Genomic DNA, 26,282 nt, shown 5'->3' on the forward strand with positions numbered 1-26,282 from the left:
GTGCTACCGGGTGCTGCTACTGGCGAGCTCGCGCACGGCGGCGGTGTCCAGGCCGGCGAGCGTGTCGACGAAGACGCGGCGATCGCTCTCGAGGATCGGCACGTGGTTGGGGACGCACAGGACGAGGCATCCCGCCTCCTCGCCCGACTTCGCACCGGTGTTGGAGTCCTCGATGGCCAGGCAGTCCTCAGGCGCGACGCCGAGCTCGGCCGCCGCGGTGAGGTAGGGCTCGGGGTGCGGCTTGCCGAACTCGACCCGGTCGCCGGTGACGATCGAAGCGAAGGTGTCGTCGGGAAGGTGCTCGAGGATCGGCTCGACGAAGCGCTGCCACGACATCGTGACGAGGGCGCAGGGCACGTCGTTGGCGCGCAGGTCGGCCAGCAGCTCGCGTGCTCCGGGGCGCCACGGCACCGACTCGCGCACCCGCTCCACGACGCCGTCGAGGAGCTCGTCCACGATCTCCTGAGGGGTGAGGTCGATGCCCATGTGGACGCGGATGTAGACCCCCGACTCGAGCAGCGCGTTGCCCACGAGGTTGAGTGCGTGCTCCTCGGACCACGTGCCGCCGTACTTCTCGGCCATCGCGTACTCGGTGGCGATCCAGTAGGGCTCGGTGTCGACGAGCGTGCCGTCCATGTCCCAGAGGACCGCTGCCGGTCGCTGAGCCGCAGCAGGTCGGTCGGTGATGCTCAGGATGCCCTCCAGGGAGCGTCGGGGACGTCAGGTGCGACGGTCCCACCCTAGGGCCGGGGCGTACGGCGCGGTGACCCCCCGCCGAGGGGTGGTCACGGGACGCCACGAGGGCGAAGGTCCCTGTCCTGACCGACCTCCGGCCGTGGCGGGACCCACGCGGGCCGTCGAGGCTGGAGCGATGGACGGATCGACTGCCACGCCACTCACCAGGTCGACACCGACGTCCGGCGCGGTCGTCGTCGGCTGCGTCGGCGACGCGCCGTCCGGGCGTGCGCTGGGCTGGGCCGCGCAGGAAGCGGCCTCCGCGGGACGGCGGCTGGTGGTCGCCCACGTGCGGACGGTCTCCCCTGCCCTCCAACAGTCCGGCTACGCCGTACAGCTCTCGGCGACACCGCCCGTCGACGGGAACGAGGCCCAGCTCGACGCGGTCGTCACCCGGACCCTCGCGCGGTTCCCCGGGCTCGACGTCGAGCACGTGGAGGCCACCGGGGACCCGGCCGACGAGCTCGTGCTCCTCAGCCGCGGTGCGCACCTGCTCGTGCTCGGGTCGCGTGGCACCGGGGCGGTGCGCACCATCCCGTCCGCGCAGGTCGGGACGCGGGCCGCCCGGTCGGCCACCTGCCCGGTGGTGGTCGTGCCGCGGCACCGCGTCGGCCTGGCGCGTCGCGGCGTGCTCGCCGGGGTCTCGGTCCGGCACAGCGCCCCCGAGGTGCTGGAGCACGCGTTCTCCCACGCAGGCCTGCACGACCTCCCGCTGACGATCGTCCACGCCAGCAAGGACACGCTCCGCGCCCCTGCTCAGGAGCGTGACCGGTGGCTCGCCGAGGCCGTGAGCGGATTCGGCGAGCTGCATCCGGACGTCGCGGTCAGCACCCAGGTCGCCACCGGCCGCCCGGCACGGGTGCTGCTGCAGCTGGCCGAGCAGATGTCGCTCCTCGTGGTGGGCCGGCACCTGGCTGGGGGCGGCCACCTGCTGGGCCACGTCCGCAGCAGCATCGCCGACCGGGCGCCGTGCCCGGTGATGGTGGTCCCGCCACCGGAAGGCTCCCGACCGGCCGGGTGAGCAGGCGCCCTCAGGCCACGGGCACAGCCGGCGCGTCCAGCTCCGGCTCCCGGGCCACCGGCGCGTCACCGGCCGGGACGATCCGGACCGGGCAGTGGGCGTGGAGCAGCACCGTGCGCGCGCTCGCCCCGAGGTGCGCGGCAGCCGGGAAACCGTGCGCGCGGCGAACCAGGACCAGCTCGTCGGCCTCCCGCGAGGCCTCCACGAGCGCGTGGGCAGCGAAGTCGTGCACGACCCGCACCTCGACGTCGACGTCCGGGTGCGACCGGCGCCACGGATCGACCAGGTCGTCGACCTCGCGCTCGGCCCGTGCCGCCCACTCGTCGAGCGTCGCCCGGTCGGAGACGATGACGTCGTCGTACGCCGCGGGGAAGCGCCAGGCGTGCAGGACCACCAGACGGCTCCCGGACGCCTGGGCCACCGCGAGGGCCTCACCGACGAGCGCATCGGAGTGGTCCGGGCGCTTGATGCCGACCACCACAGTCCGGGTCGACCCGTCGGCCCGCCAGGTCTCCGGGACGGAGACCACCGGCACCGCGGCTCGAGCGGCGACACCGGTCGACACGTTGCCGGTGAGCAGTCGCATCGGGGCCGTGCGCCGGTCACTGCCCACCACGATCGCGTGGGCGTCCCGGCCGGCCGTCGTGAGCGTCTTGACCACCGGACCGCGACACAGGTGGGTGTCCACCTCGACGGCCGTCGCCGGCCCGGCCTGCGCGACGGTGGTCTCGAGGGTCGAGCGGCCCGCCGCCATGAAGTCGTCGGGGGGAAGCGGATACACGCCGGTCATGGGCACCACATCCGGGACCACGTGGTACACCTCGACCCGCCCTCCGCTGAGGGTGGCCGCCCGCAGTGCGTAGCGCATCGCGTTGACGCTGGCCGGGGTACCGTCGACCCCCACCACCACGTCCGACGTGCGCTGCCTGGTCGTCTCGCTCTTCGACATGGTCATGCCCTTCCTGGTGCCGGTGGGTTCGTCGGCTCCAGCCTCGCGACGGGCTGCGCCCCGCGGCAGGGCCGGATGGCGAGCAGGGCGGTGGTCTTCGTACCGCTCGAAGCGGGCCCTAGGTCCCTGTCGCGCCCGCGACGTCGCTCGCAGGATCGGACCATGGCCACCGAGCTGCCCGTCCCCGTCGAGGTGACGATGTCCGACGGCCGCAGCGCGACCATCCGCGCTCCCCGGGAGTCGGACCGGGCGGCGTTGCTGTCCCTCCACGACCAGCTCGACGACGAGACGCTGCGGCTGCGCTTCTTCAACGTCAACCACGCCGCCGGCCCGCACTACGTCGACCACGTGCTCACCGGCCGCGCCAGTGACGTGACGGCCCTGGTGGCCGTCGTGGGCGGCGAGCTCGTCGCACTCGGGACGGCCGAGACGGTCGCGGCGCAGGTCGCGGAGGTCGCGTTCGTCGTCGCGGAGCGCGAACGTGGTCACGGGCTCGCCACCCTGCTGCTGGAGCACCTCGCGTCGATCTGTCGAGGCAGGGGCATCACCCGCCTGGTCGCCGACGTGTTGTTCGAGAACACGCAGATGGCGCAGGTCTTCGACGACGCCGGCTACTCCGTGGCCCGCCACGCGAACGTCGGTGTGCTCACCTACGAGATGGGCACGGAGCGAGTCAGGGCTCGCGGACCACGGCGACCGTGCACTGCGCATGACGCAGCACCGCCTGGCTGACGGAGCCGAGCAGCAGCCCGCCGACGAAGCTTTGCCCGCGCGCACCGACCACCACCATGGACGCGACCGTGGACGCGTCCACCAGGCAGGTCGCAGGGTCGACCGGGACCGCCTCGGGCTCGATCTGCGCGTCGGGGTGGTCCTCCCGCAGGCCCGCGATGCTCTCGGCGAGCAGGAGCTCTCGACGTTCTTCGTCCTCCAGGGTGCGCGGGACGGCGCTCCACACGTCGGTCGACGGGTTGCGCACGTGCCAACCGTGGAGGGCGACGACGTCCTCACCCGTGAGCTCCGCGCGGTGGCAGGCGAACTCCAGGGCGGCTCGGCTCCCGGCCGATCCGTCCACGCCGACCACGATGCGCCGGGCGGTCGCCGCGTGCGGGCGACGCACGACGACCACGGGGCAGGACGCATGCCGCGCGACCTGCTGGCTCACCGACCCCAGGAAGACCTCGCCGACGACCTCGTGGCCGTTGCTCCCGACGACGAGGAGCGACGAGGTGGTCGCGGCATCGAGGAGCTCGGTCACCACCCGACCCACGCGGTGCTCGAGCGCCACGTCGAGCACCCCGGCCCGGGCGAGCCTCGCACGAGCCCCGTCGAGCACGCCGGGCACCGGGCTGGGGACCACCTGGGAGACACCGTGGTGGGGCGACGACATCGTCGGCCCCGGCTGCACGTCCTCGACCATCATGACCACCAGCGGAGTGCCGGTGTGCCTGGCCTCCTCGGCCGACCACTCGAGGGCGAGCTCGGCCGCGGTCGATCCGTCGTACGCGAGCAGGATGGGTGAGGGCGTCATGGATCCACCATCGCCTCGCCCACCGGCGAGAGGCAGGGTCGATCGGCCCTTGCCTGCGGGGCCATCAGCACCCGCGAGCCTGCGGGTGCCTGGCGGCGAACACCGCGGCCTGGGTGCGGCTGGACAGCCCGAGCTTGGTCAGGACGGCAGACACGTAGTTCTTCACCGTCTTCTCCGACAGCTGCATGCGCCCGGCGATGTCGCGATTGGTCAGCCCCTCTCCGATCAGGTCGAGGATCCGCTTCTCCTGCGCCGTCAGGATCGCCAGCTCCTGGTCGGAGTCCGGGCCGTTGCGGATCCGCTCCAGGACCCGGCTGGTCATCGCCGGGTCGAGCATCGACTGGCCGGCCGCGACGCGGCGCACGGAGTCGACGAGGTCCGCGCCGCGGACCTGTTTCAGGATGTATCCCGACGCCCCGGCCATGATCGCCGCGAACAGGGCCTGGTCGTCGTCGTACGACGTCAGGACCAGCCCCTTGATGGTGGGGTCCACCGACCGGACCTCGCGGCACACGTCGATGCCCGACCCGTCCGGCAACCGACCGTCGAGGATGGCCACGTGCGGTCGCAGCGCCGGTATGCGCGCCGTCGCCTCCTGCGCCGACCCGGACTCCCCCACCACCTCGATGTCGCCCGCGGCCTCCAGGAGGTCCCGGATCCCGCGGCGCACCACCTCGTGGTCGTCCAGCAGGAAGACGCGGATGGTTGCGTTCGCGGGCCCATCGCTGGGCCGGGTGCCGACGGGGTCGTCCATGCGCATGACGCTAGGCCGCGACGACCGGTCGGTCAGCGGTCGATGGTCCCGGGTGGTCCGGGACCTTGGTCATCCGGGTCCCGGTCGGTCGTCGTGCCCGCTCGCCCCGCGCCGTACGACCTGACCGTCCCGAAGGTCCGGGTCGGGTCACGACCTCGGACCCTGTCCGCCGCCGCGCCGCCGACGCGACGCTGGCAGTCCACCGACGAGAGGAACGGATCGATGAAGGCACTGCGCCTCGAGGCCTGGAAGTCCCCCGCCGTGCTCCGCGAGGTCGAGCGGCCCGACCCGGGGCCGGGAGAGGTCCTGGTGCAGGTCGGGGGTGCGGGCGCCTGCCACTCGGACCTGCACCTGATGCACGAGTTCAGTGAGGGTCAGCTCCCCTGGTCGCCGCCGTTCACGCTCGGTCACGAGAACGCCGGATGGGTGCACACCCTCGGCCCGGGAGTGTCCGGTCTCGACCCGGGACAGCCCGTCGCGGTGGTCGGCGCCTGGGGATGCGGGACCTGCGCGCGCTGCCGCGCCGACCTGGAGACCTACTGCGACCACCCCGAGCGGACCTCCGCACCCGGGGGCGGCGGCGGATTGGGGCTGGACGGCGGGATGGCCGAGTTCCTCCTCGTGCCCGACGCGCGCCACCTGGTCGCCCTGCCCGACGGGCTGGACCCGGTGCGTGCCGCCCCCCTGACCGACGCGGCCCTCACGCCCTACCACGCCGTACGGCGCTCGTGGGGCAAGCTGACGCCGGGATCGACCGCCGTCGTCATCGGTGCGGGCGGGCTGGGTCACCTCGGCGTCCAGGTCCTGCGCGCCACCACCGCGGCCCGGATCATCGCCGTCGACCCGCGGGACACGGCACGGGCACTCGCCGAGCGCGGCGGAGCGGACCTCGTCCTGGCGCCCGGCGACGACGTCGTCGACCAGGTCCGGGAGGCCACCGGAGGATTGGGGGCCGACGTGGTCCTCGACTTCGTCGGCGCGGACGACACGCTCCGGGCCGGGGCGGCGATGTGCCGTCAGATGGCCGACCTGACGATCGTGGGGCTGGGTGGCGGCGCCCTGCCGGTGTCGTTCTTCGGCGTCCCCTACGAGGTCAGCGTCCAGTCGACCTACTGGGGCAACCGGCGCGAGCTCGTCGAGGTGCTGCAGCTGGCCGCCCGTGGGCTGGTGGACGCCGAGGTCCGGGTCTTCGGGCTGGACGAGGCCGTCACCGCCTACGAGCTGCTCGAGGTGGGCGCGATCGACGGCCGGGCCGTGGTCTCTCCGAGCACGGAGTACCGACCGTGAGCACCGCGGTGACGCCCGGCGACCAGCCGCGGGCCGCGGTGCGGGCCCTGGTGGTGTTCGAGTCGATGTTCGGCAACACGGCCCGAGCCGCAGACGCGGTGGCGCAGGGCCTACGCGGGGCAGGCGTCGAGGTCGAGGTGGTCGACGTCCGTGCCGCCCCGGCACTGCTTCCACCCGATCTCGACCTCCTCGTGGTGGGAGCACCCACGCACGCCTTCGGGTTGAGCCGACCAGCGACCCGCACCGACGCCGTCCGCCAGGGCGCGCCACCCGAGCGGGCCGTGACCGGGATCCGTGAGTGGCTCGAGTCGCTCGAGGTGCCTTCCGGCTCGGCGACGCCGCTGCTGGCCGCCTTCGACACGCACGCCACACGGGTGCGCTGGTCCCCGTGGTCCGCCTCGTCGAGCATCGCCAAGGTGGCGGCCCGCCGCGGGCTGGGCTGCGATGCCCGGCTGGGGCTCGTCGTGGACGACGTGGCGGGCCCGCTCGTCGACGGCGAGCGTGAACGCGCCGTCGACTTCGGGGCCGCCCTCGCCGCACGGTGCCGGTCGCGGAGTGCCCGCCCCGGCTGACGGCCGTCAGGTCGGGGTGGGCATGGCCGGCACGGTCCACTCCACCGTCGTGCCCGTGCCCGCGGCGGACTCCACCACGAAGGTGCCACCGTGCCTCAGGGCGCGGGCGCGCATGTTGTCGAGTCCGCTGCGAGGTGCCTCGGTGTCCACGCCGCGGCCGTTGTCGCTCACCGTCAACGTGACGAGCCGACCGTCCACCCCGATGCGCACGTCCACCTCGCTGGCGTGGGCGTGCCGACTGATGTTGGTGAGGGCCTCCCCGAGGACGGCGAGCAGGTCGGGGACGACGTCGACGCTGAGGGCCGTGCGGAGCGGACCGTCGAGCCGCAGCGAGGGGCGGATCTTCATCGTGCTCCCCGCGCGGGCGACCAGGCGCTCGATCTCGCTCTGCACGTCCGCGGCCGAGTCCATCGCCCCCAACGAGAAGATCGTGCGGCGGATGTCCTTGATCGTGTCGTCGAGGTCGTCGATCGCCTGCGCGAGCCGCCCGCCGAGCTCGGCGTCCGTCGTCAGGGTGGCGGCGCTCTGGAGTCCCAGGCCGACCGCGAACAGCCTCTGGATGACGAGGTCGTGGAGGTCGCGTCCGATGCGGTCGCGGTCCTCGAACAGCGTCAGTCGTTGTCGGTAGGCGCGGCTGCGCGCGACGTGAAGGGCGAGCGCGGCCTGCTCGGCGAAGCTCGCCGGGAGCGCCGCGTCGACCCGGCGGAACCCCTCTGCGTGGGCGGGGGTCCAGGCTAGCGACAACACGCCCTCGACGCCCTGTCCCGACCGGAGCGGCACCATCACCACCGGCCCGAGCTCGGGCCACCCCTCGATCGAGGAGGGGTCGACGGCGCGCTCGTCGGACGCGAGGTCGTCCACCGAGACCGGTTCGCCCGTCCGGATCACCACGCTGGCGAGAGACTCCTCCATCGGGAGCCGGCGCATGGCCTCGAGGTCGACAGGAGCACCCGAGACCACCGCGAAGCACAGGGCCGAGGGATCTGCACCGGTGACGATCCAGGCCACGTCCGCCCCGGACACGGATCGAGCCCGGTCGGCGACCGCCTGGAGCCCGTGGTCGGCGTCGGACTCCCCGGCCAGCAGCGCCGCGATCTCGGCCGTGGCGGTCAACCACGTCTGCCGGTGCTCGGCCTCCTGGTAGAGCGTCGCGTTCTCGATCGCGACCCCCGCCGCCGCGGCCAGGGCGATCACGACGTCCTCGTCGATCTCGGTGAAGTCGGTGCCCCCGACCTTCTCGGTGAGGTAGAGGTTGCCGAACACCCGCTCGCGCACGCGGATCGGCACCCCGAGGAAGGAGCTCATCGGTGGGTGTCCCTCGGGGAAGCCGTAGGAGGCCGGGTGGGCGGCGATGTCCCTGAGGCGGATCGGACGGGGGTCGTCGATGAGGAGTCCGAGCAGGCCGTGGCCGGTCGGCAGCGCACCGATGCGGTCCACGACGTCGGCCTCCATGCCGTGGTGGACGAAGGTGCGCAGTCGACGCTCGTCCCCCGACGCCAGCACCCCGAGCGCGGCGTACCTCGCGTCGACGAGCTGACCCGCGATGGACACGATGCGTGCCAGCACCCCGTCGAGGGTCAGGTCGCCGGCCATCGTGACGACGGCGTCCAGCAGCAGCCGCAGTCGGGCCTGCTGGTCCAGGGCCCCCTCCATCCGGCCCAGGACCTCGCGCAACAGGTCCTCGAACTCGACCTCCCCGAGCGAGGACCCGGCGAGGTGCTCACCACCACGTGGTCCCGGTCGCGCGCCGTGTTCCATCGAAGCTCCTGACCACGTGGGATGCGGATCCGAGGGGTCCCACGCTATCGATCCCGGTCGGCACCCGGGAAGCATCGACGCGCGCGCGTCCCGGGCGTCCCGTCGGGACGGGACGAACGGCCCTGTGACGGGCGGGTGCCCGTCGACACGCTGGACGGAGCGAACCAGAGCCCTCGGAAGGACCGCACATGAGCGACACGATCCACGTCCCGGACAGGACCATGCGCCGCATCGTCGAGCTGGCGACCCTGGCTCCCAGCGTGCACAACACCCAGCCGTGGCGGTGGCGAGCCGCGGACGACCGGCTCGAGCTGCGGGCCGATCGTCGACAGCAGCTCCCCGCGACCGATCCGACCGGGCGCGACCTCGTCATCAGCTGCGGCGCCGCGCTGCACCAGGCCGAGGTCGCTGCGGCGGCGCTCGGCTGGCGGGCGTACGTCGACCGCTTCCCGGACCCGTCCGATCCCGACCTCCTGGCGCGCCTGGACCTGGCCCCTGCGCCACCGCCCGGCAACGCCGCCGGCGAGCTCGAGGCCATCGCCCACCGGTGCACCGACCGGCGGCGCTTCACGTCCTGGCCGGTGCCCGACGAGCGTCTCGACCAGCTCGCGCACATCGCCAGCCAGTGGGGCACCCGCGCCGTGGCGCTGACCGGTGTGTCCGAGCGCTTCCGCGCCGAGCGGCTGGTGCTGCGGGCGACCGTCCTCCAGCAGTCCGTCCCGGCCATGGCGCTCGAGGAGGCGGCGTGGCGCGACCGTTCCCGCGTCGACGGGATCCCCGGCGCCGTCCTGCCCTCGTCCACCGCGACACCGCGGGCCCACCCCCACCGCTTCGCCGGGGGCGACCTCGAGGAGACGGGTGAGCGGACCGTCGAGGGATCGGACGGACTGATCGTGCTCTTCGACGTCCACGACGACCACCACGCGTGGCTCCGCGCCGGCGAGGGCCTGAGCGCCATGTGGCTCGCCGCCACCACCGCCGGCCTCTCCGTGGTGCCCCTGAGCCAGGTGGTCGAGCTGCCCGAGACCAGGGTGGCGTTCCGCCACGAGGTCCTGGGCGGTCTCGCGCACCCGCTGCTCCTGGCCAGGGTCGGGTGGCAGGCCATCGGCCGCGGCGACCTGGTCCGGACACCGCGCCGGGCACTCGAGGCCGTGCTCGACCTCGACCCGGGACAGGTCCGGTGACCGTGATGGACGCCGCGCAGTGCTGGGAGTTCCTGCGCGGGCACGAGCTCGGGCGGCTCGCCTACCACCTCGCCGACGAGGTGCACATCGTTCCCGTCAACTACGCCGTCCACCACGAGCCCGCGACGGACCGGCGCTCCCTGCTCTTCCGCACGGCCGAGGGCTCGAAGCTCCTCGGTGTGGTCATGAACGCCGACGTCGCCTTCGAGGTGGACGAGGTCGTCGGCGAGCACGCGACCAGCGTGGTGCTGCGTGGTCGGGCACGCCGGCTGGAGGAGGACGAGGAGCACCGCAGCGAGGATGTCCCGCTCCATCCGTGGGTGGACACGGAGAAGTGGAACGTCGTGGAGATCGAGGTGAGCGAGATCAGCGGCCGCGATCTCGAGCTGTCGCGTCCCTGGACCCACCTCGTCCAGCGCGACGACTGACCGCGACGACCGACCGTGAGGGCCCGGGTCGGTCGTCACGCGAGGCCGAGGGCCCGGGCCTCCTCCCAGAGGTCGTCGCGCACGCTCGGGTGCGCCGCGTGCTCGATCAGGTTGCGGGCCTGGTGGCGCTCGTCGCGGCCCCACATCCACGCCAGCCCCTGCTCGGTGACGACCGCGCCGTGCTGGAAGGAGGTGACGGGTTCGTCGACCAGCGGCACGATCGTGGACACGTCGGCCTTCGGGTGCCAGCTGCGCAGCGCCATGAACGCCCGTCCGCCGGGCGAGTGGCTCGCGCCGACGGTGAAGTCGGTCTGGCCGCCGAAGCCGCTGTGGATCCGGGCGTCGATGCGGGATGCGTTGGCCTGGTCGAACAGGTCGATCTGGAGGGCGGTGTTGATCGAGGTCATGGCCGGCTGCGCCGCGATCCGGGTGGGCGAGTTGCTGGTCTCGGTACGGAGCATCGTCACCCGCGGGTTGGCGTCGACCCAGTCGTAGAGCTCCTCGCTGCCGAAGACGAACGACGTGCGCAGCGGGGTGTCGCGGTCGAGGGCGCCGGCCGACTCGAGGGCGAGGACACCGTCGCTGAACATCTCCGTCCAGATCCGCAGGCCGCGACGCTCCAGCAGCCCCGCGACGGTGGCGTCCGGGACCTCGCCGATCCCGGCCTGCAGCGTCGCGCCGTCACCGATCTCCGCGGCCACCCGGGACCCGATCAGGCTGGCGTCCGGGGCCGGCGGCCGCGCCGCGTGCGTCGCGAGCGGTTCGTCGACCTCGACGCCGAGGTCGAGGTCGTCCACGGACACGACGGCGTCCCCGAACGTCCATGGCATCCGCGGGTTGAGCTGGGCCACGACCAGCCCGCCGCGGGCACGGGCCGCCTCGATGGCGGCCGGGAGCACGTTGACCTCCAGCCCGAGGGACACCCGGCCCTCGCGCGGCGTCGTGGTGTGGACCACGACCACGTCGGGGGCCAGGGGCCCGACGAAGAGCCGCGGCACCATCGACAGGCGGCACGGGACGTAGGACAGCCGCGGGTGGCGACGGAACGCCGGTCCGACGAACGACGTCTCGGGCACGACCCCGTCGTGCATCGGCAGGCCGGGCTGCGCGTTGAGCACCTGGAGGCGCACGGCCGGCAGCTGCTGCACAACCGCCCCGACCAGGGTGACCGGGGACGCGAAGTTGCCGCTGGCCACCACGCGTGGGACGCCCCCGGCACCGGTGGTCGCGCAGTGCTCGGCCACCGAGGAAGCAGCTGTGTCGAGGTCGACGAGGCGCATGGGCACAGCCTGCCAGCCCCACCCCTAGGCTGGCCCGCATGCGCCTGCTCCTGCTTCGCCACGGCCAGACCCACGCGAACGTCCAGGGCTCCCTCGACACCGCCTTCCCCGGTCTCGACCTCACGGACCTCGGGCGCCGTCAGGCGGAGGCCGCGGTCCGTGCGCTCGCCGACGAGCCGATCGGCGCTGTCGCCGTCTCGACCCTCACCCGCACCGGCCAGACGGCCGCCCCGCTCGCCGAGGCCCGCGGGCTCACGCCGGTCGAGCACGACGGGCTGCGTGAGATCGCTGCCGGCGACTTCGAGATGCGCTCCGACCACGACGCGTTGCTGGGCTACCTCGGCACGATCGCCCGGTGGCTCGAGGGTGACCTCGACACCCGGATGCCGGGCGGTGAGTCGGGCACCGAGTTCCTCGAGAGGTACGACGCAGCGATCGCCGCCACCGCCGCGCTGGGCGTGGACACGGCGCTGGTCGTCAGCCACGGAGCCGCCATCCGCACGTGGGTCACCCGCCGGGCCGACGGCGAGCACGCGCCCGTCCACGAGCCCCTGCACAACACCGCGTGCATCACCCTCCACGGCGACCCGGAGCGGGGCTGGTCGATCGTGTCGTGGGAGCGCGAGCCGGTCGGCGGGGAGTGGCTGGACGACGAGTCCGCCGCTGACCCGACCGCTGACGACCCGACCGTGGAGGACCCGGGCGTGGAGGACCCGGGCGACTCCCCCGGTCAGTCCTCCGGGTCGTAGCCCAGGTTGGGCGAGAGCCAGCGCTCGGCGGTGGCGAGGTCCCAGCCCTTGCGCTCGGCGTAGTCGGCGACCTGGTCGCGACCGAGCCGGCCGACGACGAAGTACTGCGACTGCGGGTGCGCGAAGTACCACCCGCTGACCGAGGCGCCCGGCCACATCGCCATCGACTCCGTGAGCTCGATGCCGATCCGGTCGACGTCGAGCAGGCTCCAGAGCGTCTGCTTCTCGGTGTGCTCGGGGCACGCGGGATAGCCGGGCGCCGGACGGATCCCGACGTACTCCTCCGCGATCAGCGCCTGGTTGTCGAGCTCCTCGTCGGGCAGGTAGGCCCAGAGCTCGGTGCGCACGCGCTGGTGCATCCGCTCGGCGAACGCCTCCGCGAGACGGTCGGCGAGCGACTCGAGGAGGATCGCGGAGTAGTCGTCGAGCTCGGCCTTGAACGCGGCGATCCGGTCGCCGCTGCCGAGGCCCGCGGTGACGGCGAACCCGCCGACGTAGTCCTCGAGGCCGGTCGAGGCGGGCGCGACGTAGTCCGCCAGCGAGCGGTTGGGGATGCCCGCGCGGTGCTCGCCCTGCTGGCGCAGGTGGTGGAGCGTCGTGAGGACCTCCGAGCGTGACTCGTCGGCGTACACGATGGTGTCGTCGCCGTCACCGGCGGCCGGGAAGAAGCCGATGACCCCGTTGGCGGTCAGCCACTTCTCCTCGATGATCCGGTCCAGCATCACCTGCGCGTCGTCGTAGAGCTTGCGCGCGGCCTCGCCCGACGTGGGGCTGTTGAGGATGTCGGGGAAGCGGCCCTTCATCTCCCACGCGTTGAAGAACGGCTGCCAGTCGATGTAGTCGCGGAGCTCGGCGATGTCGTAGCCCTCGAACACCTGGACGCCGAGGTCCTTCGGGACCGGCGGGACGTAGCCCTCCCACTCGATCGGCGAGCGGTTGGCACGTGCGGCCTCGAGGCTCAGCATCGGCCGGTCGTGCTTGGCGGCGTGACGCTCCCGCAGGGAGTCGTAGTCGGCCTTGACGTCGGCCATCAGCCGGTCGCGCTGGTCGTCGGCCAGCAGCGCGGCCGCGGTCGGCACGGAGCGTGAGGCGTCCTTGACCCAGATGACCGGGCCGTCGTACTTCTTGTCGACCTTCACCGCCGTGTGGGCGCGCGACGTGGTCGCGCCGCCGATCATCAGCGGGATCGTCAGTCCGGTGCGCTGCATCTCGGCGGCGAAGTGCACCATCTCGTCCAGCGAGGGCGTGATCAGGCCGGAGAGGCCGATGATGTCGGCGTCGTGCTCGGCGGCGGCGTCGAGGATCTTCTGGGCGGGCACCATGACGCCGAGGTCGATGACCTCGTAGTTGTTGCACTGCAGCACCACGCCGACGATGTTCTTGCCGATGTCGTGCACATCGCCCTTGACGGTCGCCATCACGATGGTGCCGTTCTTGGTCTCCGCGTCTCCGGGCTGCTTCTCCGCCTCGATGTAGGGCAGGAGGTAGGCGACCGCCTTCTTCATGACCCGCGCGCTCTTGACCACCTGCGGGAGGAACATCTTGCCGGCGCCGAACAGGTCGCCGACGACGTTCATGCCGTCCATCAGCGGACCCTCGATCACCTCGATCGGTCGACCGCCGGCGGCCGCGATCTCGGCGCGCAGCTCCTCGGTGTCCTCGGTGACGTGCGCGTCGATGCCCTTCACGAGGGCGTGCGTGATGCGCTCGCGGATCGGCAGGGCGCGCCACTCGGCCGCGGCCTTCTCCTCCACGGCGTCGCTGGCGCGGTACTTCTCGGCGATCTCGAGGAGCCGCTCGGTGGCCTGCATCGGGTCGTCGAGCCGGTTGAGGACGACGTCCTCGATGGCGTCGCGCAGCTCGGGGTCGATGCTGTCGTAGGTGACCAGGGCGCCGGCGTTGACGATGCCCATCGAGAGGCCGGCCTGGATGCCGTAGTAGAGGAAGACCGCGTGGATCGCCTCGCGGACGGCGTTGTTGCCGCGGAACGAGAACGAGACGTTGGAGATGCCGCCCGACACCTGCGCGCCGGGCAGGTTCTCGGTGATCCAGCGCGCGGCCTCGATGAAGTCGAGGCCGTAGGAGGCGTGCTCCTCGATGCCCGTCGCGACGGCGAAGACGTTGGGGTCGAAGATGATGTCCTCGGGCGGGAAGCCGACCTCGTCGACCAGGATCCTGTAGGCCCGCTCGCAGATCCGCTTGCGGCTCTCGAGGTCGTCGGCCTGGCCGTTCTCGTCGAAGGCCATCACGACCACCGCAGCGCCGTACTTGCGGCACAGCCGGGCGTGCTCGCGGAACTTGTCCTCGCCCTCCTTCATGGAGATCGAGTTGACGATCGGCTTGCCCTGGACGCACTTGAGGCCGGCCTCGATGATCTCGAACTTCGAGGAGTCGACCATCACCGGCACGCGGCTGATGTCGGGCTCGCTGGCGACGAGCTTGAGGAAGCGCTCCATCGCGGCGACGCCGTCGATCATGCCCTCGTCCATGTTGACGTCGATGACCTGCGCACCGTTCTCGACCTGCTGGAGCGCGACGCCGAGCGCGGTGTCGTAGTCACCGGCCTTGATCAGGTTGCGGAACTTCGCCGAGCCGGTGATGTTGGTGCGCTCGCCGACGTTCACGAACAGGCTGTCGTCGTCGATGGTGAACGGCTCGAGGCCGGACAGGCGCATCGCGACCGGCACCTGCGGCACCTCGCGGCGCGCCTTGCCCTCGACCGAGCCGGCGATCGCGGCGATGTGCGCGGGAGTGGTGCCGCAGCAACCCCCGACGATGTTGACGAAGCCCGCGTCCGCGAACTCGGCGATGATCGCCGACGTCTCCTCGGGCGCCTCGTCGTACTCGCCGAAGGCGTTGGGCAGCCCGGCGTTGGGGTAGCACGACACGAAGGTGTCGGCGATGCGGCTCATCTCCTCGATGTAGGGCCGCATCTCCTTGGCGCCGAGCGCGCAGTTGATCCCCACCGCGATGGGCCGCGCGTGCCGCACGGAGTTCCAGAAGGCCTCGGTCACCTGGCCCGACAGGGTGCGGCCCGACGCGTCGGTGATGGTGCCGGAGATGATGACGGGCCAGCGCCGGCCGTACTCCTCGAAGAGGCTCTCGACGGCGAAGACCGCCGCCTTGGCGTTGAGGGTGTCGAAGATCGTCTCGATCATGACCAGGTCGGCGCCGCCGTCGAGCAGGCCGCGGCCGGCTTCCATGTACGCCGCCACGAGCTGGTCGTAGGTCACGTTGCGCGCGGCGGGGTCGTTGACGTCGGGCGAGATCGAGGCCGTGCGGGTGGTGGGGCCGAGCGCGCCCGCGACGAAGCGGGGACGGGACGGGTCCTGTGCGGTGACCGCGTCGCACTCGCGACGGGCGAGGCGCGCCGACTCGTGGTTGAGCTCGTAGGCCAGCTCCTGCATGCCGTAGTCGGCCAGCGAGACCGCGTTGGCGTTGAAGGTGTTGGTCTCGATGATGTCCGCGCCGGCCGCGAGGTACTCCCGGTGGATGCCGGCGATGATCTCCGGCTGGGTGAGGGTCAGCAGGTCGTTGTTGCCCTGCACGTCGCTGGGCCAGTCGGCGAAGCGCTCCCCGCGATAGCCCGCCTCGTCCGGGCGGTCGCGCTGGATCGCCGTGCCCATCGCGCCGTCCAGCACCACGATCCGCTCGTTCAGCATCGCCGTCAGGACATCGGTCGCGTCGGGGCGCAGGTCGGGCGTGCTGACGGAGTCAGCGGTGAGGGCGGGCACAGCAGTCACAGGGCTCGGAACTCCAATCGCGTCGGTGCTCCAGCCTACGAACGCGGTCCACACTGCGGACAGCGTTACCAAGGGCTGGACGGGCGGGACCGATGCTTCCACCGCGGGGGTGCCCGGCGAAATCCTCGGCGCCGGGCGGCGCCACAAGGGCTCGGATCGAGGACCGGGGATCTAGGCTGGCGAGGTGATCGAGTTCGACGACGTGCAGGACCTCGTCTCCCCCGTGGTGATCGCCGCCTTCGAGGGGTGGAACGACGCTGCCGACGCGGCCTCGGGCGTGGTCGACCACCTGATGGAGGTCTGGAACGCCCGGGTGGTCGGGGCCATCGACCCGGAGGAGTTCTACGACTTCCAGGTCAACCGCCCCCTCGTCGGGACGGACGAGAACGGCCACCGCCGGCTCACGTGGCCGACGACACGCGTGGCGATCGCGTCGCCGCCCGACCTCGACCGCGACGTCATCCTGATCCGCGGCATCGAGCCCAACATGCGGTGGCGCCAGTTCTGCGCCGAGCTGCTGGCCGCCTGCGACGACCTCGGTGGCGAGCTGGTGATCACGCTCGGCGCGCTGCTGGCCGACTCGCCCCACACCCGTCCCATCCCCGTCACCGGCAGCGCCACCGAGCCCGACCTGGTCGACCGGCTCAAGCTCGAGCAGTCGACCTACGAGGGACCGACCGGCATCGTCGGGGTCTTCCAGGACGCTTGCGTGCAGCTCGACATCCCGGCCGTGTCCTACTGGGCCGCCGTGCCCCACTACGTCGCCCAGCCGCCCTGCCCCAAGGCCACGCTCGCGCTGATCGGGCAGCTGGAGGACCTGCTCGACTGCTCGATCCCGCTCGGCGAGCTGCCCGACGACGCCCGCGCCTGGGAGCGCGGTGTCGACGAGCTCGCCGAGGAGGACGAGGACGTCGCCGACTACGTCCGCTCGCTCGAGGAGTCGCGCGACACCGCCGACCTGCCCGAGGCCAGCGGCGAGGCCATCGCCCGGGAGTTCGAGCGCTACCTCAAGCGGCGCTCGGAGGACTGAGGCGCCGTACCACCCACCCCGCCAGCGGTGAGCCACCCACGTTCCAGCGCCGCGGGAGGTGGCTCACGCACCGCCGCGGGCGGGTCGCGGCGGCGTACGGCGAGGGGTCAGAGCTCGAGGCCGAGCGCCGCGTCGAGGAGCGGCCGGAGGGTCGCAGCGGCGTCGGGGTCGCTGGTGTCGGCGAGCCCGTGCGCGGTGTCGCCGAGGGTGGAGGCGACCCAGTCGTCGATCGCCGCGACGGCGGTGGGGGCGTCGAGGTCGTTCGCCAGGGCGGCGAGCACGGCCTCGACGACCGGGGCGGCCGGGGCGCCGGCGCCGAGGGTGAGCGCCTTGCGCCACTGGCCGACGGAGTCGACGGCGTCCCAGAGCTGGTCGTCGGTCCACTCCCAGTCGCTGCGGTAGTGGTGGCGCAGCAGGACCAGGCGGATCGCCATCGGGTCGATGTCGCTGTTGCGCAGCGCCGAGACGAAGACGAGGTTGCCCTTCGACTTCGACATCTTCTCGCCGTCGTAGGCCACCATCCCGGCGTGCGCGTAGGTCTTCGCGAAGGGCTGGCCGGGGTCGGCGACCTGAGCCTCGCCGGCGCACATCTCGTGGTGCGGGAAGATCAGGTCGCTGCCCCCGCCCTGGACGTCGAAGGCGTTGCCGAGGTGCTCCAGCGCGATGGCCGTGCACTCGATGTGCCACCCCGGTCGACCCGGCCCGAACGGGCTCTCCCACGACGGCTCGCCGTCGCGCTGGCCGCGCCACACGACGCAGTCGAGCGGGTCGCGCTTGCCCTCGCGCTCGGGGTCTCCCCCGCGCTCGCCGAAGATCCGCAGCATCTCGTCGCGGGTCCAGCCGGACACCCCGCCGAAGGCCGGGTCGGCGGTCACCGAGAAGTAGAGGTCGGTGTCGACCTGGTAGACCGCACCGGCCTCCTGGAGGCGGGTGATGAGGTCGATGACAAGGGGGATGGACTCGACGGCGCCGATGTAGTGGTCGGGCGCCAGCACCCGCAGCGCCTGCATGTCCTGACGGAACAGCTCGGTCTCGCGCTCGGCCAGCTCGACCCAGTCGACCTTGACCTTGGTGGCCCGCTCGAGCAGCGGGTCGTCGACGTCGGTGACGTTCTGCACGTAGGTGACCTCGTGCCCGGCCGAGCGCCAGGCGCGGTTGAGGAGGTCGAAGGCGAGGTACGTCGCTGCGTGACCCATGTGCGTGGCGTCGTACGGCGTGATGCCGCAGACGTAGAGGCGGGCCGGGCCCTCGGGGCGGGTCTCGACGAGCTCGCCCGACGCGGTGTCGTGGAGCCGGACGGCCGGTCCGGGGACGCCGGGAGCGGGGACGGCAGGAGAGGACCAGGCGTGCATGAAAGGCACCCTATCCGGGTCAGAATGGCGGCCAGGGGATGACCGGCCACTCGTCGCGCGGGGAGGGCAGCACGCCGGTGTCGAGCAGGGTGCGGCACCGGCGGGCGAACGCCTCGATCTCGGCGTCCAGCACGTGCTCGGCCAGCACGTCGCCGAGGGCGCCTCCCACATCGGCGAGCACGCGGCGTACGCCTCCGACCTCCTGCTCACGCAGCGGCTCGCCCATCCAGCCCCACAGGACGGTGCGGAGCTTGTGGTCGACGTGGAAGGTGAGGCCGTGGTCGACGCCGTAGCGGTGACCGCCGGCCATCGCCAGCACGTGGCCGCCCTTGCGGTCGGCGTTGTTGACGAGCACGTCGAAGACGGCCATCAGGCGCAGCGCGGTGGAGTCCTCGTGGATGAGCGAGACCTCGCGGTCCCGCGCGTCGACGCCGTCGAAGACGTGCCGGAAGCCGTCGGGCGTGCGTCCCGCGGGCACGAGGTCGACGGCGTCCTGGGCGGGGTCGGGCTCCTGCCAGACCTGCACCATCCCGGGTCCGTGCGGGCCGTCGCGCAGGATCGTGCGCGGGACGACGTCCCAGCCGAGCGCCTCGCTGACGGTGTAGGCCGCGACCTCGCGCCCGGCCAGGGTGCCGTCGGGGAAGTCCCACAGCGGACGCTCGCCGGCGACCGGCTTGTAGACGACCCGGAGGCCGTCGACCTCGCCGACGAAGGTGGCGTTGGAGGCGGGCATGACCCGGCCGTGGAGCGTGAGCTCCCCCGACATCTCGTCGGCGACGGCGTCGGTCACTGCTGTTGCGGGTCGCGGCGCCGGAAGCCGTTGGCCCGCACGCAGAGGTGGCCCTCGGGGTCGATCGGGTTGCCGCAGAACGGGCAGTCGGGCCGGCCGGCCCCCACCACGCTGCGTGCCCGGTCGACGAAGGCGCGGGCGCCACCGGCGGTCAGCTTGACGACGAAGATCTCCTCGGGCTCCGGCTCCTCCAGGTCCTCGTCGACCTGGTCGGGGGCGACGACCGCGGCCTCGGTGAACGGGAACACCTCGATCACGATCCGCTCCAGCGACAGGTCCCACGACAACGTCATCGTGCCCGCGCGGAACTCCTCCTCGATCGGCTGCTCGAGCGGGTTGTTGTCCACGAGGTCGAAGGGCGTGACCGCCGGGATCAATGCGGAGGTCTCGGACGCGCGCATGACCTCGTCGAGGAGCTCGTCCACGCGCTCGGAGAGGGCCTCGACCTGCTGCTTCTCCAGCGCGACGCTGGTGAGGCGGGCGCCGTCGCGGGCCTGGAGGAAGAAGGTGCGGGCACCGGGCGGGCCGACGGTGCCGACCACGAACCGCTCGGGCGGGTCGAAGGAGTGGATCAGGGGCATGCAATCACCCTAGCCAGCCGTGGTTGGCCCGGCTCCCCCGCCGACCACCGCGTCGTCCGCGGCTCGGCGGGAGCGGGGCGAGCGCTTCCGCTTCGTGACCGGCGGCGTGAGCCAGGACAGGTCACCGGCGGCCGTGTTGGTGCCGAGGACGAAGGGCCGGGACTCGGTGTAGCGCACGATCGAGACCGAGGCCGGGTCGACGTGGATGCGCTGGAAGAGGTCGAGGTGGGTGCCGAGGGCGTCGGCCAGGATCGACTTGATGACGTCGCCGTGGCTGACCGCGAGCCAGACCGCGCCGGGACCGTGCTGCTCCTCGACGAGGCGGTCGTGGCGGCGTACGGCCTCGACCGCGCGGTCCTGCATCGCGCGCATCGACTCACCGCCCGGGAAGGCGGCCGCCGACGGCTGCTGCTGCACGACCTTCCACAGCGCCTCCTTGGCCAGGTCCTTGATCGGTCGTCCCTGCCACTCGCCGTAGTCGCACTCGCTGAGCTTGCGATCCGTCGTCAGCCCGGGTGGCGCCGCCTGCTGCGCGACGATCGCCCTCGCGGTCTGCCTGCAGCGTTCGAGCGGGCTCGTGACGGCGGCCGCGAGCCGGACCGCGGCCAGTCGCTCGCCGACCGCCTCGGCCTGCGCGAGGCCGTGGTCGTCGAGCCGCACGCCGGGCAGCCGGCCGGCCAGCACCCCCGACGTGTTCGCGGTCGATCGGCCGTGGCGGACGAGGATCACGGTTGCCATGCACCGGACCCTAGTGGCACTAGCCTGACGGTCGTGATCGTCGACAACGCGCTCTACCACGACGGCGTGCGGGTCGCCCTCGACGGCGACGACCCCAGCCTGGGGCACGCGCGCGTCCCGTGCGATCCCGGCGACTTCCAGTGGGTGGGCATCCACGACCCCACCGACGACGAGCTCGCCCTGATCGCGAAGATGTTCGACCTGCACCCGCTGGCCGTCGAGGACGCCGGCGACTCCCACCAGCGGCCCAAGGTCGAGCGCTACGGCGACACGCTGTTCCTCGTGCTCAAGACGCTCTGGTACGTCGACGACCAGGACGCCGTCGAGACCGGCGAGATCAACCTGTTCATCGGCCGCGACTTCGTGGTGACCGTCCGCCACGGCCAGGGCGTCAACCTCGCGGACTCGCGCCGTGACCTCGAGCAGCGCGCCAAGGTCCTCGAGCACGGGCCGATGGCGGTGATGTACGCCATCTGCGACCGCGTCGTCGACGAGTACGAGCGAGTCGGTGCGGCGCTGGAGGAGGACGTCGACGAGGTCGAGGAGTCGGTCTTCTCCCCCGCCCGCACCAACGACTCGGTGCGGATCTACACCCTCAAGCGCGAGATCGCGGAGGTACGCCGCGCGGTGCTCCCGCTCCGGGAGCCGATGCGTCGTTTCGCGGCCGGCCAGCACGAGAGCATCGACGACGAGACGGCCACCTACTTCCGCGACGTCGCCGACCACCTCCAGCGCGTCTCCGAGGTCATCGACACCCTCGACAACCTCCTCTCCACGGCCTTCGACGCCCACCTCGCGCGCATCTCGGTGCAGCAGAACGAGGACATGCGCAAGATCTCGGCGGGAGCGGCACTCGTCGTCGTACCCACCCTGATCGCCGGTGTCTACGGCATGAACTTCGACCACATGCCCGAGCTGCACTGGACCTACGGCTACGCCTTCGCCATCGCGCTGATGGTCGGCGCCTCGGCAGTCCTGCTGTGGTTCTTCAAGAAGTCGGGATGGCTCTGAGCACGGCCCCACCCCGGCTCACCGCCTGGCAGGTCGTGTGGTGGTTCGGCTTCGTCAGCCTGGCCGCGGACATGGTCTACGAGGGCGCTCGCTCGATGTACGGCCCCGTCCTGGCCGCGCTCGGCGCCTCCGCGGCGGTCGTCGGCCTCGTGACCGGCGCCGGCGAGGCGATGGCGCTGGTGCTTCGACTGGTGTTCGGCCCCGTCGCCGACCGGACGGGTCGCTACTGGACGCTGACGATCGTCGGCTACGGCCTCACCGCCGTGTGCGTGCCGCTGCTGTGGTTCGCCCCGCGGGTGGGCGGCGCCGGTCTCGCCGTGGCGATCGTGCTGATCCTGCTGGAGCGGCTGGGCAAGGCGGTCCGGTCGCCCTCGAAGTCGGCGCTGCTCGCCCACGCCGCGGGCGCGGTCGGACGTGGTCGCGGGTTCGGCGTGCACAAGGCGCTCGACCAGGTCGGCGCGTTCGCGGGCCCGCTGGTCGTGGCCGCGGTCGTGGCCGGCGCCTCGCTGTGGGCGGGCATGGCCGTGCTCGCGCTGCCCGGGGCGGTCGCGATGGGGCTGCTCGCCTTCCTGTGCCTGCGCGTCCCCGACCCGTCGGTCTACGACCCGGACGCGAGCCGGCAGCCCCACGTCGGCGACGAGCGACGCGGCTGGCTGCGCGACGCCGTCGGCGCCGACCTGCCTCCGGTGTTCTTCCGCTACGCATTCGCCTGCGCCCTGACCACCGGGGCGCTGGTCACCTTCGGCATCATCGGATACCACCTCACCGTCGACGACCTGGTGCCGCTGGCCGCGGTCCCGCTGGTCTACGCCGGGGCGATGGCGGTCGAGGCCGTCGCCGCCCTCGTCGTCGGCGCCGTCTACGACCGCACGGGCGCGCGGGTCCTGCTCGTCGTGCCGGTGCTGGTCGCCGTGGTGCCGGCCCTCGCGCTCGGCGGGACGCTCGCGTTCGTGGTCGTCGGCGTCGTGGTGTGGGGCGTCGCGCAGGGGGTGCAGGACTCGACCATCAAGGCAGCCGTGGCCGACCTGGTCCCGGCGCAGCGGCGCGCGACGGCGTACGGCGTGTTCGCGGGCATCCAGGGCGCGCTGGCCATCGTCGGTGGTGCCGGGGCGGGGTGGCTCTACGACCGTTCGCTGCCGGCGCTGGTGGTGGCCGTCGCGGTCACCCAGGTGGTGGCGCTGGCGCTGCTGGCGACGACGCTGCGACGTACGCCCTGATCTCAGGCGCTGAGGATGCCCGCCCCGAGGAGCACCAGCGTCGCGGTGCCGAGGGCGACGCGGTAGAGCACGAACGGCGTGTAGGACTTCGTGGAGACGTAGCGCAGGAGCCAGGCGATGGCGGCGTAGCCCACGACGAAGCTGATCACGGTCGCGACGATGGTCGGGCCCCAGCCGTAGGTGTTGTCGCCGCCGGGGATCTCCTTGAGCTCGAACAGCCCGGCCCCGACGACCGCCGGGATGGCGAGCAGGAAGGCGAAGCGGGTCGCGGCCTCGCGCTCGTAGCCCAGCGCCCGGCCCATCGAGATCGTCGCGCCGCTGCGGGAGACACCTGGGATCAGCGCGAGGGCCTGGGCCAGCCCCATCAGGACCGCGTCGCGCAGGCTGATGTGCTTGATCACCTTGTCGTTCCTCGAGAGCCGGTCGGCCACCCCGAGCACGATGCCCATCACGATCAGCGTGCAGCCGATGATCCACAGGTTGCGGAAGTCCTTCTCGATGACGTCCTTGAGCAGCACGCCGAGGACCACGATCGGCAGCGAGCCGACGATGATGTACCACCCCATCCGCGAGTCCGCGTGGCCGCGCCACTCCGGCTTGGCCAGCGAGAGCACCCACGCCTTGCCGATGCGCCAGATGTCGTGGCGGAAGTAGATGAGGACGGCCAGCTCGGTGCCGATCTGGATGACGGCCGTGAACGCCGCGCCCGGGTCGCCCCAGCCGAACAGCTCCGGGAAGATCCGCAGGTGCGCGCTGCTGGAGATGGGCAGGAACTCGGTCAGGCCCTGGATGGTGCCGAGGACCACGGCCTTGAGGAGATCGATCACGAGGCAGAAGCGTACGGGCGCGTCCCTGCACCCAACCTGACGGGCGCGTCGCTAATCTCGGCGCATGCAGCAACGTGCGGTCGGCTCCACGGGACTCAAGGTCTCCCGCCTCGGTCTGGGCACCATGACGTGGGGCCGCGACACCGACGAGCACGAGGCGCGTGACCAGCTGATCGCCTTCGCCGAGGCCGGCGGCACGCTGCTCGACACGGCCGCGGGGTACGGCGACGGCGCGAGCGAGGAGCTGATCGGCACCCTGCTCGGCGACGTGCTCGGACGAGACGAGGTCGTGCTCGCGACCAAGGCCGGCATCTCGCGGCGCACGGGCGAGCGCGTCACCAACACCTCGCGCGGCCACCTGCTGACCTCCCTCGACGCGTCGCTCAAGCGGCTGCGCGTCGACCACGTCGACCTGTGGCAAGTGCACGTGTGGACCGACGACACCCCGGTCGAGGAGACGCTGACAGCGCTCGACCTCGCGGTGTCGTCCGGCCGGGCGTCGTACATCGGCATCTCCAACTACTCCGGGTGGCAGACCGCGCAGGCGGCGACCTGGCAGCGCGCCGTGCCGGGCCGCTCGACCCTGGCCTCGACGCAGGTGGAGTACTCCCTGCTGTCCCGCGGCGTCGAGCACGAGGTGCTGCCCGCCGCCGCCGCGCTCGGGCTCGGGGTGCTCCCCTGGTCGCCGCTCGGTCGGGGCGTGCTCACCGGGAAGTACCGCACCGGCACCCCGTCGGACTCGCGGGCCGCCTCGCCGCACTTCTCCGGCTTCGTCAACCCCTACCTCGACGAGCGGGGTCGCGGCATCGTCGAGGCGGTCGTCCGTGCCGCCGAGGGCCTGGGCTGGACGCCGCTCGAGGTGGCCCTGGTCTGGGTGCGCGACCGGCCCGGGGTCACCGCCCCGATCGTCGGCGCCCGCACCGCCGCCCAGCTCCAGGGCGCGCTCGGCATCGAGGAGCTGGCCCTGCCACGCGAGATCGTCGACGCCCTCGACGACGTGAGCGGGGACTGACGTGGCCCGGGTGCAACGCCGGCCACCTCGGGCGGGCGTGGAGTGGGAGTTCGACACGCTGACCCTGCCGCGCGACTTCTCCCGCAACGTCGTCACCCGGATGCTGGTCGAGCGGGCCGAGGTCGGCGGGTGGGAGCTCGACCGCCTGCGCATCGGGAACGACGGCGTGCGCCGCGTGGTGCTGCGCCGCAAGATCATCCGGGCGCGGCTGACACTCTTCGGCTGAGTCGCCGCCGCTCGTCAAGTTTCCCCGGCTAGCCGGGGAAACCCCGACTTCGTGGGGTTTGCATGCCCCCCTAAGTTCGAATTTCCCCGCTTAGCCGGGGAAACCGAAACCGGGTGGTAGATCCTCAGATGTCGCCCAGGAACCGGTCGAAGACCCGCGCCCCGAACTCCAGCGCGTCGACCGGCACCCGCTCGTCGACCCCGTGGAAGAGCGCGGTGAAGTCGAGGTCGGCGGGCAGCCGCAGCGGCGCGAAGCCGTAGGAGCGCATGCCCAGCTTGGTGAAGTGCTTGGCGTCGGTGCCGCCGCTCATGAGGTACGGCGCCACGACGGCGTCCGGGTCCTCGGCGAGCAGCGACCGGCTCATCGCGGCGACGAGGTCACCGTCGTAGGGCATCTCCCAGGGCTGCTGGTGCGAGAGGTGGTCGAACTCGATCCCGTCGCCGGCGAGCTCGCGCAGGGTGTCGAAGAACTCGTCCTCGAAGCCGGGCAGGAAGCGGCCGTCGACGTGCGCCGTCGCCTCGGTCGGGATGACGTTGACCTTGTAGCCCGCGTCGAGCTGCGTCGGGTTGGCCGTGTTGCGGATGACCGCGCCGAGCATCCGGGCGGCGCTCCCGAACTCGTCGATCAGCGCCTCCGCGTTCTCCGGCGTCGCCTCGGTGCCGGCGAGGTCGGCGACGGCGGCGAGCAGGACCTCCATCGTCGGGGTGAGGCGGACCGGCCACTGGTGCGCCCCGATCCGGGCGACGGCACCGGAGAGGCGGGTGACCGCGTTGTCGGTGTTGATCATCGAGCCGTGCCCGGCGCGCCCGCGGGCGGTCAGCTTCATCCAGGCCATGCCCTTCTCGGCGGCCTCGATGAGGTAGACCCGACGGCCGCGGATCGTGGCGCTGAAGCCGCCCACCTCGCCGATCGCCTCGGTGCAGTCGGCGATCTCGTCGGGGTGCTGCTCGACGATGACCTCGGCGCCCTTGTGGCCGCCGGCCTCCTCGTCGGCCGTCAGGCAGATCACGACCTCTCGCTCGGGTGCCGCACCGGCCCGGGCGCGGGCCCGCACGACGCTGAGCAGCATCGCGTCGAAGTCCTTCATGTCGACGGCGCCGCGGCCCCAGACGAACCCGTCCTGGACCTCGCCGGAGAACGGGTCGACCTGCCAGTCCTCGCCGGCCGCCGGGACGACGTCGAGGTGCCCGTGGACCAGCAGCGGCGCCCGTCCGTCTCCCCCGCCCCAGCGCGCCACGAGCGACGTGCGCCCCGGCTCCGGCTCGTAGAGGCGGGACTCGATGCCGACCTCGTCGAGCAGCGTGGCGGCGTACTCCGCGGCCTTCCGCTCCCCCGGACCGTCGGCGTCGCCGTAGTTGCTGGTGTCGATCCGGATCAGCTCTCGACACAGCTCGACGACCTCGCCGGCGGGGTCGTAGGACGGGTCTTCGGGGCGTCGTTCCGAGGTCTGCGACATGCGCCCATCCTGCCTCGATCACGCCCGATTTCGAGGGTGCGCCCCGATGCG

At 72.4% G+C, this 26,282-nt stretch carries 25 protein-coding genes; 12 read left to right on the forward strand and 13 right to left on the reverse strand.

Annotated elements, in window-relative coordinates:
• Nucleotides 1–3 precede the first annotated feature (3 nt).
• Nucleotides 4–705, reverse strand: a complete 702-nt coding sequence (locus C7S10_RS20145; protein ID WP_341476760.1) for an HAD family hydrolase — start codon at nt 703–705, stop codon at nt 4–6.
• Between the two features lie 166 nt (nt 706–871).
• Here C7S10_RS20145 and C7S10_RS20150 point away from each other — a divergent pair, with 166 nt between their 5' ends.
• On the forward strand, nt 872–1,756 hold the full coding sequence (locus tag C7S10_RS20150) for a universal stress protein (protein WP_165807250.1): 885 nt from the start codon (nt 872–874) through the stop codon (nt 1,754–1,756).
• Between the two features lie 10 nt (nt 1,757–1,766).
• Here C7S10_RS20150 and C7S10_RS20155 read toward each other — a convergent pair whose 3' ends face one another.
• Nucleotides 1,767–2,711, reverse strand: coding sequence for a universal stress protein (locus C7S10_RS20155; protein WP_108346379.1), 945 nt, complete (start codon nt 2,709–2,711; stop codon nt 1,767–1,769).
• Between the two features lie 156 nt (nt 2,712–2,867).
• Between C7S10_RS20155 and C7S10_RS20160 the strand changes: the two genes are divergently transcribed.
• Nucleotides 2,868–3,437 (forward strand): GNAT family N-acetyltransferase, encoded by a 570-nt coding sequence (locus tag C7S10_RS20160; protein WP_165807251.1) that lies wholly within the window; start codon nt 2,868–2,870, stop codon nt 3,435–3,437.
• On the opposite strand, the gene C7S10_RS20165 is transcribed toward C7S10_RS20160, so the two are convergent.
• Nucleotides 3,379–4,236, reverse strand: a complete 858-nt coding sequence (locus C7S10_RS20165; RefSeq protein ID WP_108346383.1) for a universal stress protein — start codon at nt 4,234–4,236, stop codon at nt 3,379–3,381. The genes C7S10_RS20160 and C7S10_RS20165 overlap by 59 nt on opposite strands.
• A gap of 64 nt (nt 4,237–4,300) precedes the next feature.
• Nucleotides 4,301–4,990 carry a response regulator gene (locus C7S10_RS20170; protein WP_108346474.1) on the reverse strand — a complete coding sequence of 230 codons (690 nt, stop codon included), beginning with the start codon at nt 4,988–4,990 and terminating at the stop codon, nt 4,301–4,303.
• Between the two features lie 222 nt (nt 4,991–5,212).
• Here C7S10_RS20170 and C7S10_RS20175 point away from each other — a divergent pair, with 222 nt between their 5' ends.
• Both C7S10_RS20175 and C7S10_RS20180 read left to right on the forward strand, forming a co-directional pair.
• On the forward strand, nt 5,213–6,277 hold the full coding sequence (locus C7S10_RS20175) for an NAD(P)-dependent alcohol dehydrogenase (protein WP_108346476.1): 1,065 nt from the start codon (nt 5,213–5,215) through the stop codon (nt 6,275–6,277).
• Nucleotides 6,274–6,849, forward strand: a complete 576-nt coding sequence (locus C7S10_RS20180) for a flavodoxin domain-containing protein (protein ID WP_207769492.1) — start codon at nt 6,274–6,276, stop codon at nt 6,847–6,849. The genes C7S10_RS20175 and C7S10_RS20180 overlap by 4 nt, the downstream gene beginning before the upstream one ends.
• 6 nt (nt 6,850–6,855) lie before the next feature.
• Here the strand turns inward: C7S10_RS20180 and C7S10_RS20185 are convergent, their stop codons facing one another.
• Entirely contained in the window at nt 6,856–8,607 is a 1,752-nt protein-coding gene (locus C7S10_RS20185; RefSeq protein ID WP_108346385.1) for a sensor histidine kinase, read from the reverse strand.
• A gap of 188 nt (nt 8,608–8,795) precedes the next feature.
• Between C7S10_RS20185 and C7S10_RS20190 the strand changes: the two genes are divergently transcribed.
• Both C7S10_RS20190 and C7S10_RS20195 read left to right on the forward strand, forming a co-directional pair.
• Nucleotides 8,796–9,791, forward strand: coding sequence for an Acg family FMN-binding oxidoreductase (locus tag C7S10_RS20190; RefSeq protein ID WP_108346387.1), 996 nt, complete (start codon nt 8,796–8,798; stop codon nt 9,789–9,791).
• Between the two features lie 5 nt (nt 9,792–9,796).
• Nucleotides 9,797–10,219 carry a pyridoxamine 5'-phosphate oxidase family protein gene (locus C7S10_RS20195; protein ID WP_108346481.1) on the forward strand — a complete coding sequence of 141 codons (423 nt, stop codon included), beginning with the start codon at nt 9,797–9,799 and terminating at the stop codon, nt 10,217–10,219.
• A 35-nt stretch (nt 10,220–10,254) separates the two neighbouring features.
• Here C7S10_RS20195 and C7S10_RS20200 read toward each other — a convergent pair whose 3' ends face one another.
• The gene (locus C7S10_RS20200; protein ID WP_108346389.1) at nt 10,255–11,499 is read right to left on the reverse strand and encodes an acetyl-CoA hydrolase/transferase family protein; all 1,245 of its coding nucleotides are present in this window, start codon (nt 11,497–11,499) and stop codon (nt 10,255–10,257) included.
• 38 nt (nt 11,500–11,537) lie between these two features.
• Between C7S10_RS20200 and C7S10_RS20205 the strand changes: the two genes are divergently transcribed.
• On the forward strand, nt 11,538–12,248 hold the full coding sequence (locus C7S10_RS20205; RefSeq protein WP_108346391.1) for a histidine phosphatase family protein: 711 nt from the start codon (nt 11,538–11,540) through the stop codon (nt 12,246–12,248).
• Here the strand turns inward: C7S10_RS20205 and metH are convergent.
• Entirely contained in the window at nt 12,230–15,910 is a 3,681-nt protein-coding gene (gene metH / locus C7S10_RS20210) for a methionine synthase (protein ID WP_207769496.1), read from the reverse strand. The genes C7S10_RS20205 and metH overlap by 19 nt on opposite strands.
• A 265-nt stretch (nt 15,911–16,175) precedes the next feature.
• Here metH and C7S10_RS20215 point away from each other — a divergent pair, with 265 nt between their 5' ends.
• A complete protein-coding gene (locus C7S10_RS20215; RefSeq protein ID WP_108346395.1) occupies nt 16,176–17,021 on the forward strand; it encodes a PAC2 family protein in 846 nt (281 codons plus the stop codon).
• A 107-nt stretch (nt 17,022–17,128) separates the two neighbouring features.
• Here C7S10_RS20215 and mshC read toward each other — a convergent pair whose 3' ends face one another.
• The 4 genes from mshC to C7S10_RS20235 are packed head-to-tail and all read right to left on the reverse strand — an operon-like array spanning nt 17,129 to nt 20,482.
• On the reverse strand, nt 17,129–18,373 hold the full coding sequence (mshC, locus tag C7S10_RS20220; RefSeq protein WP_108346397.1) for a cysteine--1-D-myo-inosityl 2-amino-2-deoxy-alpha-D-glucopyranoside ligase: 1,245 nt from the start codon (nt 18,371–18,373) through the stop codon (nt 17,129–17,131).
• 19 nt (nt 18,374–18,392) lie between these two features.
• Complete coding sequence (locus C7S10_RS20225) at nt 18,393–19,163, reverse strand: SCO1664 family protein (RefSeq protein ID WP_341476758.1); 771 nt, start codon at nt 19,161–19,163, stop codon at nt 18,393–18,395.
• Nucleotides 19,160–19,744 (reverse strand): DUF3090 domain-containing protein, encoded by a 585-nt coding sequence (locus C7S10_RS20230; protein WP_108346399.1) that lies wholly within the window; start codon nt 19,742–19,744, stop codon nt 19,160–19,162. The genes C7S10_RS20225 and C7S10_RS20230 overlap by 4 nt, the downstream gene beginning before the upstream one ends.
• Nucleotides 19,745–19,753: 9 nt before the next feature.
• Nucleotides 19,754–20,482: a histidine phosphatase family protein gene (locus tag C7S10_RS20235; protein ID WP_108346401.1), complete on the reverse strand. Its 729-nt coding sequence runs from the start codon at nt 20,480–20,482 to the stop codon at nt 19,754–19,756.
• Nucleotides 20,483–20,515: 33 nt separating this feature from the next.
• On the opposite strand from C7S10_RS20235, the gene corA reads away from it, so the two are divergent.
• Both corA and C7S10_RS20245 read left to right on the forward strand, forming a co-directional pair.
• A complete protein-coding gene (gene corA / locus C7S10_RS20240; RefSeq protein ID WP_108346403.1) occupies nt 20,516–21,493 on the forward strand; it encodes a magnesium/cobalt transporter CorA in 978 nt (325 codons plus the stop codon).
• The gene (locus C7S10_RS20245) at nt 21,484–22,710 is read left to right on the forward strand and encodes an MFS transporter (RefSeq protein ID WP_108346405.1); all 1,227 of its coding nucleotides are present in this window, start codon (nt 21,484–21,486) and stop codon (nt 22,708–22,710) included. Before corA ends, C7S10_RS20245 begins: the two co-directional genes overlap by 10 nt.
• Nucleotides 22,711–22,712: 2 nt before the next feature.
• On the opposite strand, the gene C7S10_RS20250 is transcribed toward C7S10_RS20245, so the two are convergent.
• Nucleotides 22,713–23,537, reverse strand: a complete 825-nt coding sequence (locus tag C7S10_RS20250; protein WP_243395499.1) for an undecaprenyl-diphosphate phosphatase — start codon at nt 23,535–23,537, stop codon at nt 22,713–22,715.
• Nucleotides 23,538–23,601: 64 nt separating this feature from the next.
• Here C7S10_RS20250 and C7S10_RS20255 point away from each other — a divergent pair, with 64 nt between their 5' ends.
• Complete coding sequence (locus C7S10_RS20255) at nt 23,602–24,549, forward strand: aldo/keto reductase (RefSeq protein WP_108346407.1); 948 nt, start codon at nt 23,602–23,604, stop codon at nt 24,547–24,549.
• 1 nt (nt 24,550) lies between these two features.
• Nucleotides 24,551–24,775 (forward strand): DUF5703 family protein, encoded by a 225-nt coding sequence (locus C7S10_RS20260; protein ID WP_243395500.1) that lies wholly within the window; start codon nt 24,551–24,553, stop codon nt 24,773–24,775.
• Between the two features lie 124 nt (nt 24,776–24,899).
• Here C7S10_RS20260 and C7S10_RS20265 read toward each other — a convergent pair whose 3' ends face one another.
• A complete protein-coding gene (locus C7S10_RS20265; protein ID WP_108346411.1) occupies nt 24,900–26,231 on the reverse strand; it encodes a M20/M25/M40 family metallo-hydrolase in 1,332 nt (443 codons plus the stop codon).
• Nucleotides 26,232–26,282: the final 51 nt, after the last annotated feature.

Origin of the sequence: Nocardioides currus (genome assembly GCF_003057875.1) — a bacterium.
Classification (GTDB): Bacteria; Actinomycetota; Actinomycetes; order Propionibacteriales; family Nocardioidaceae; genus Nocardioides; species Nocardioides currus.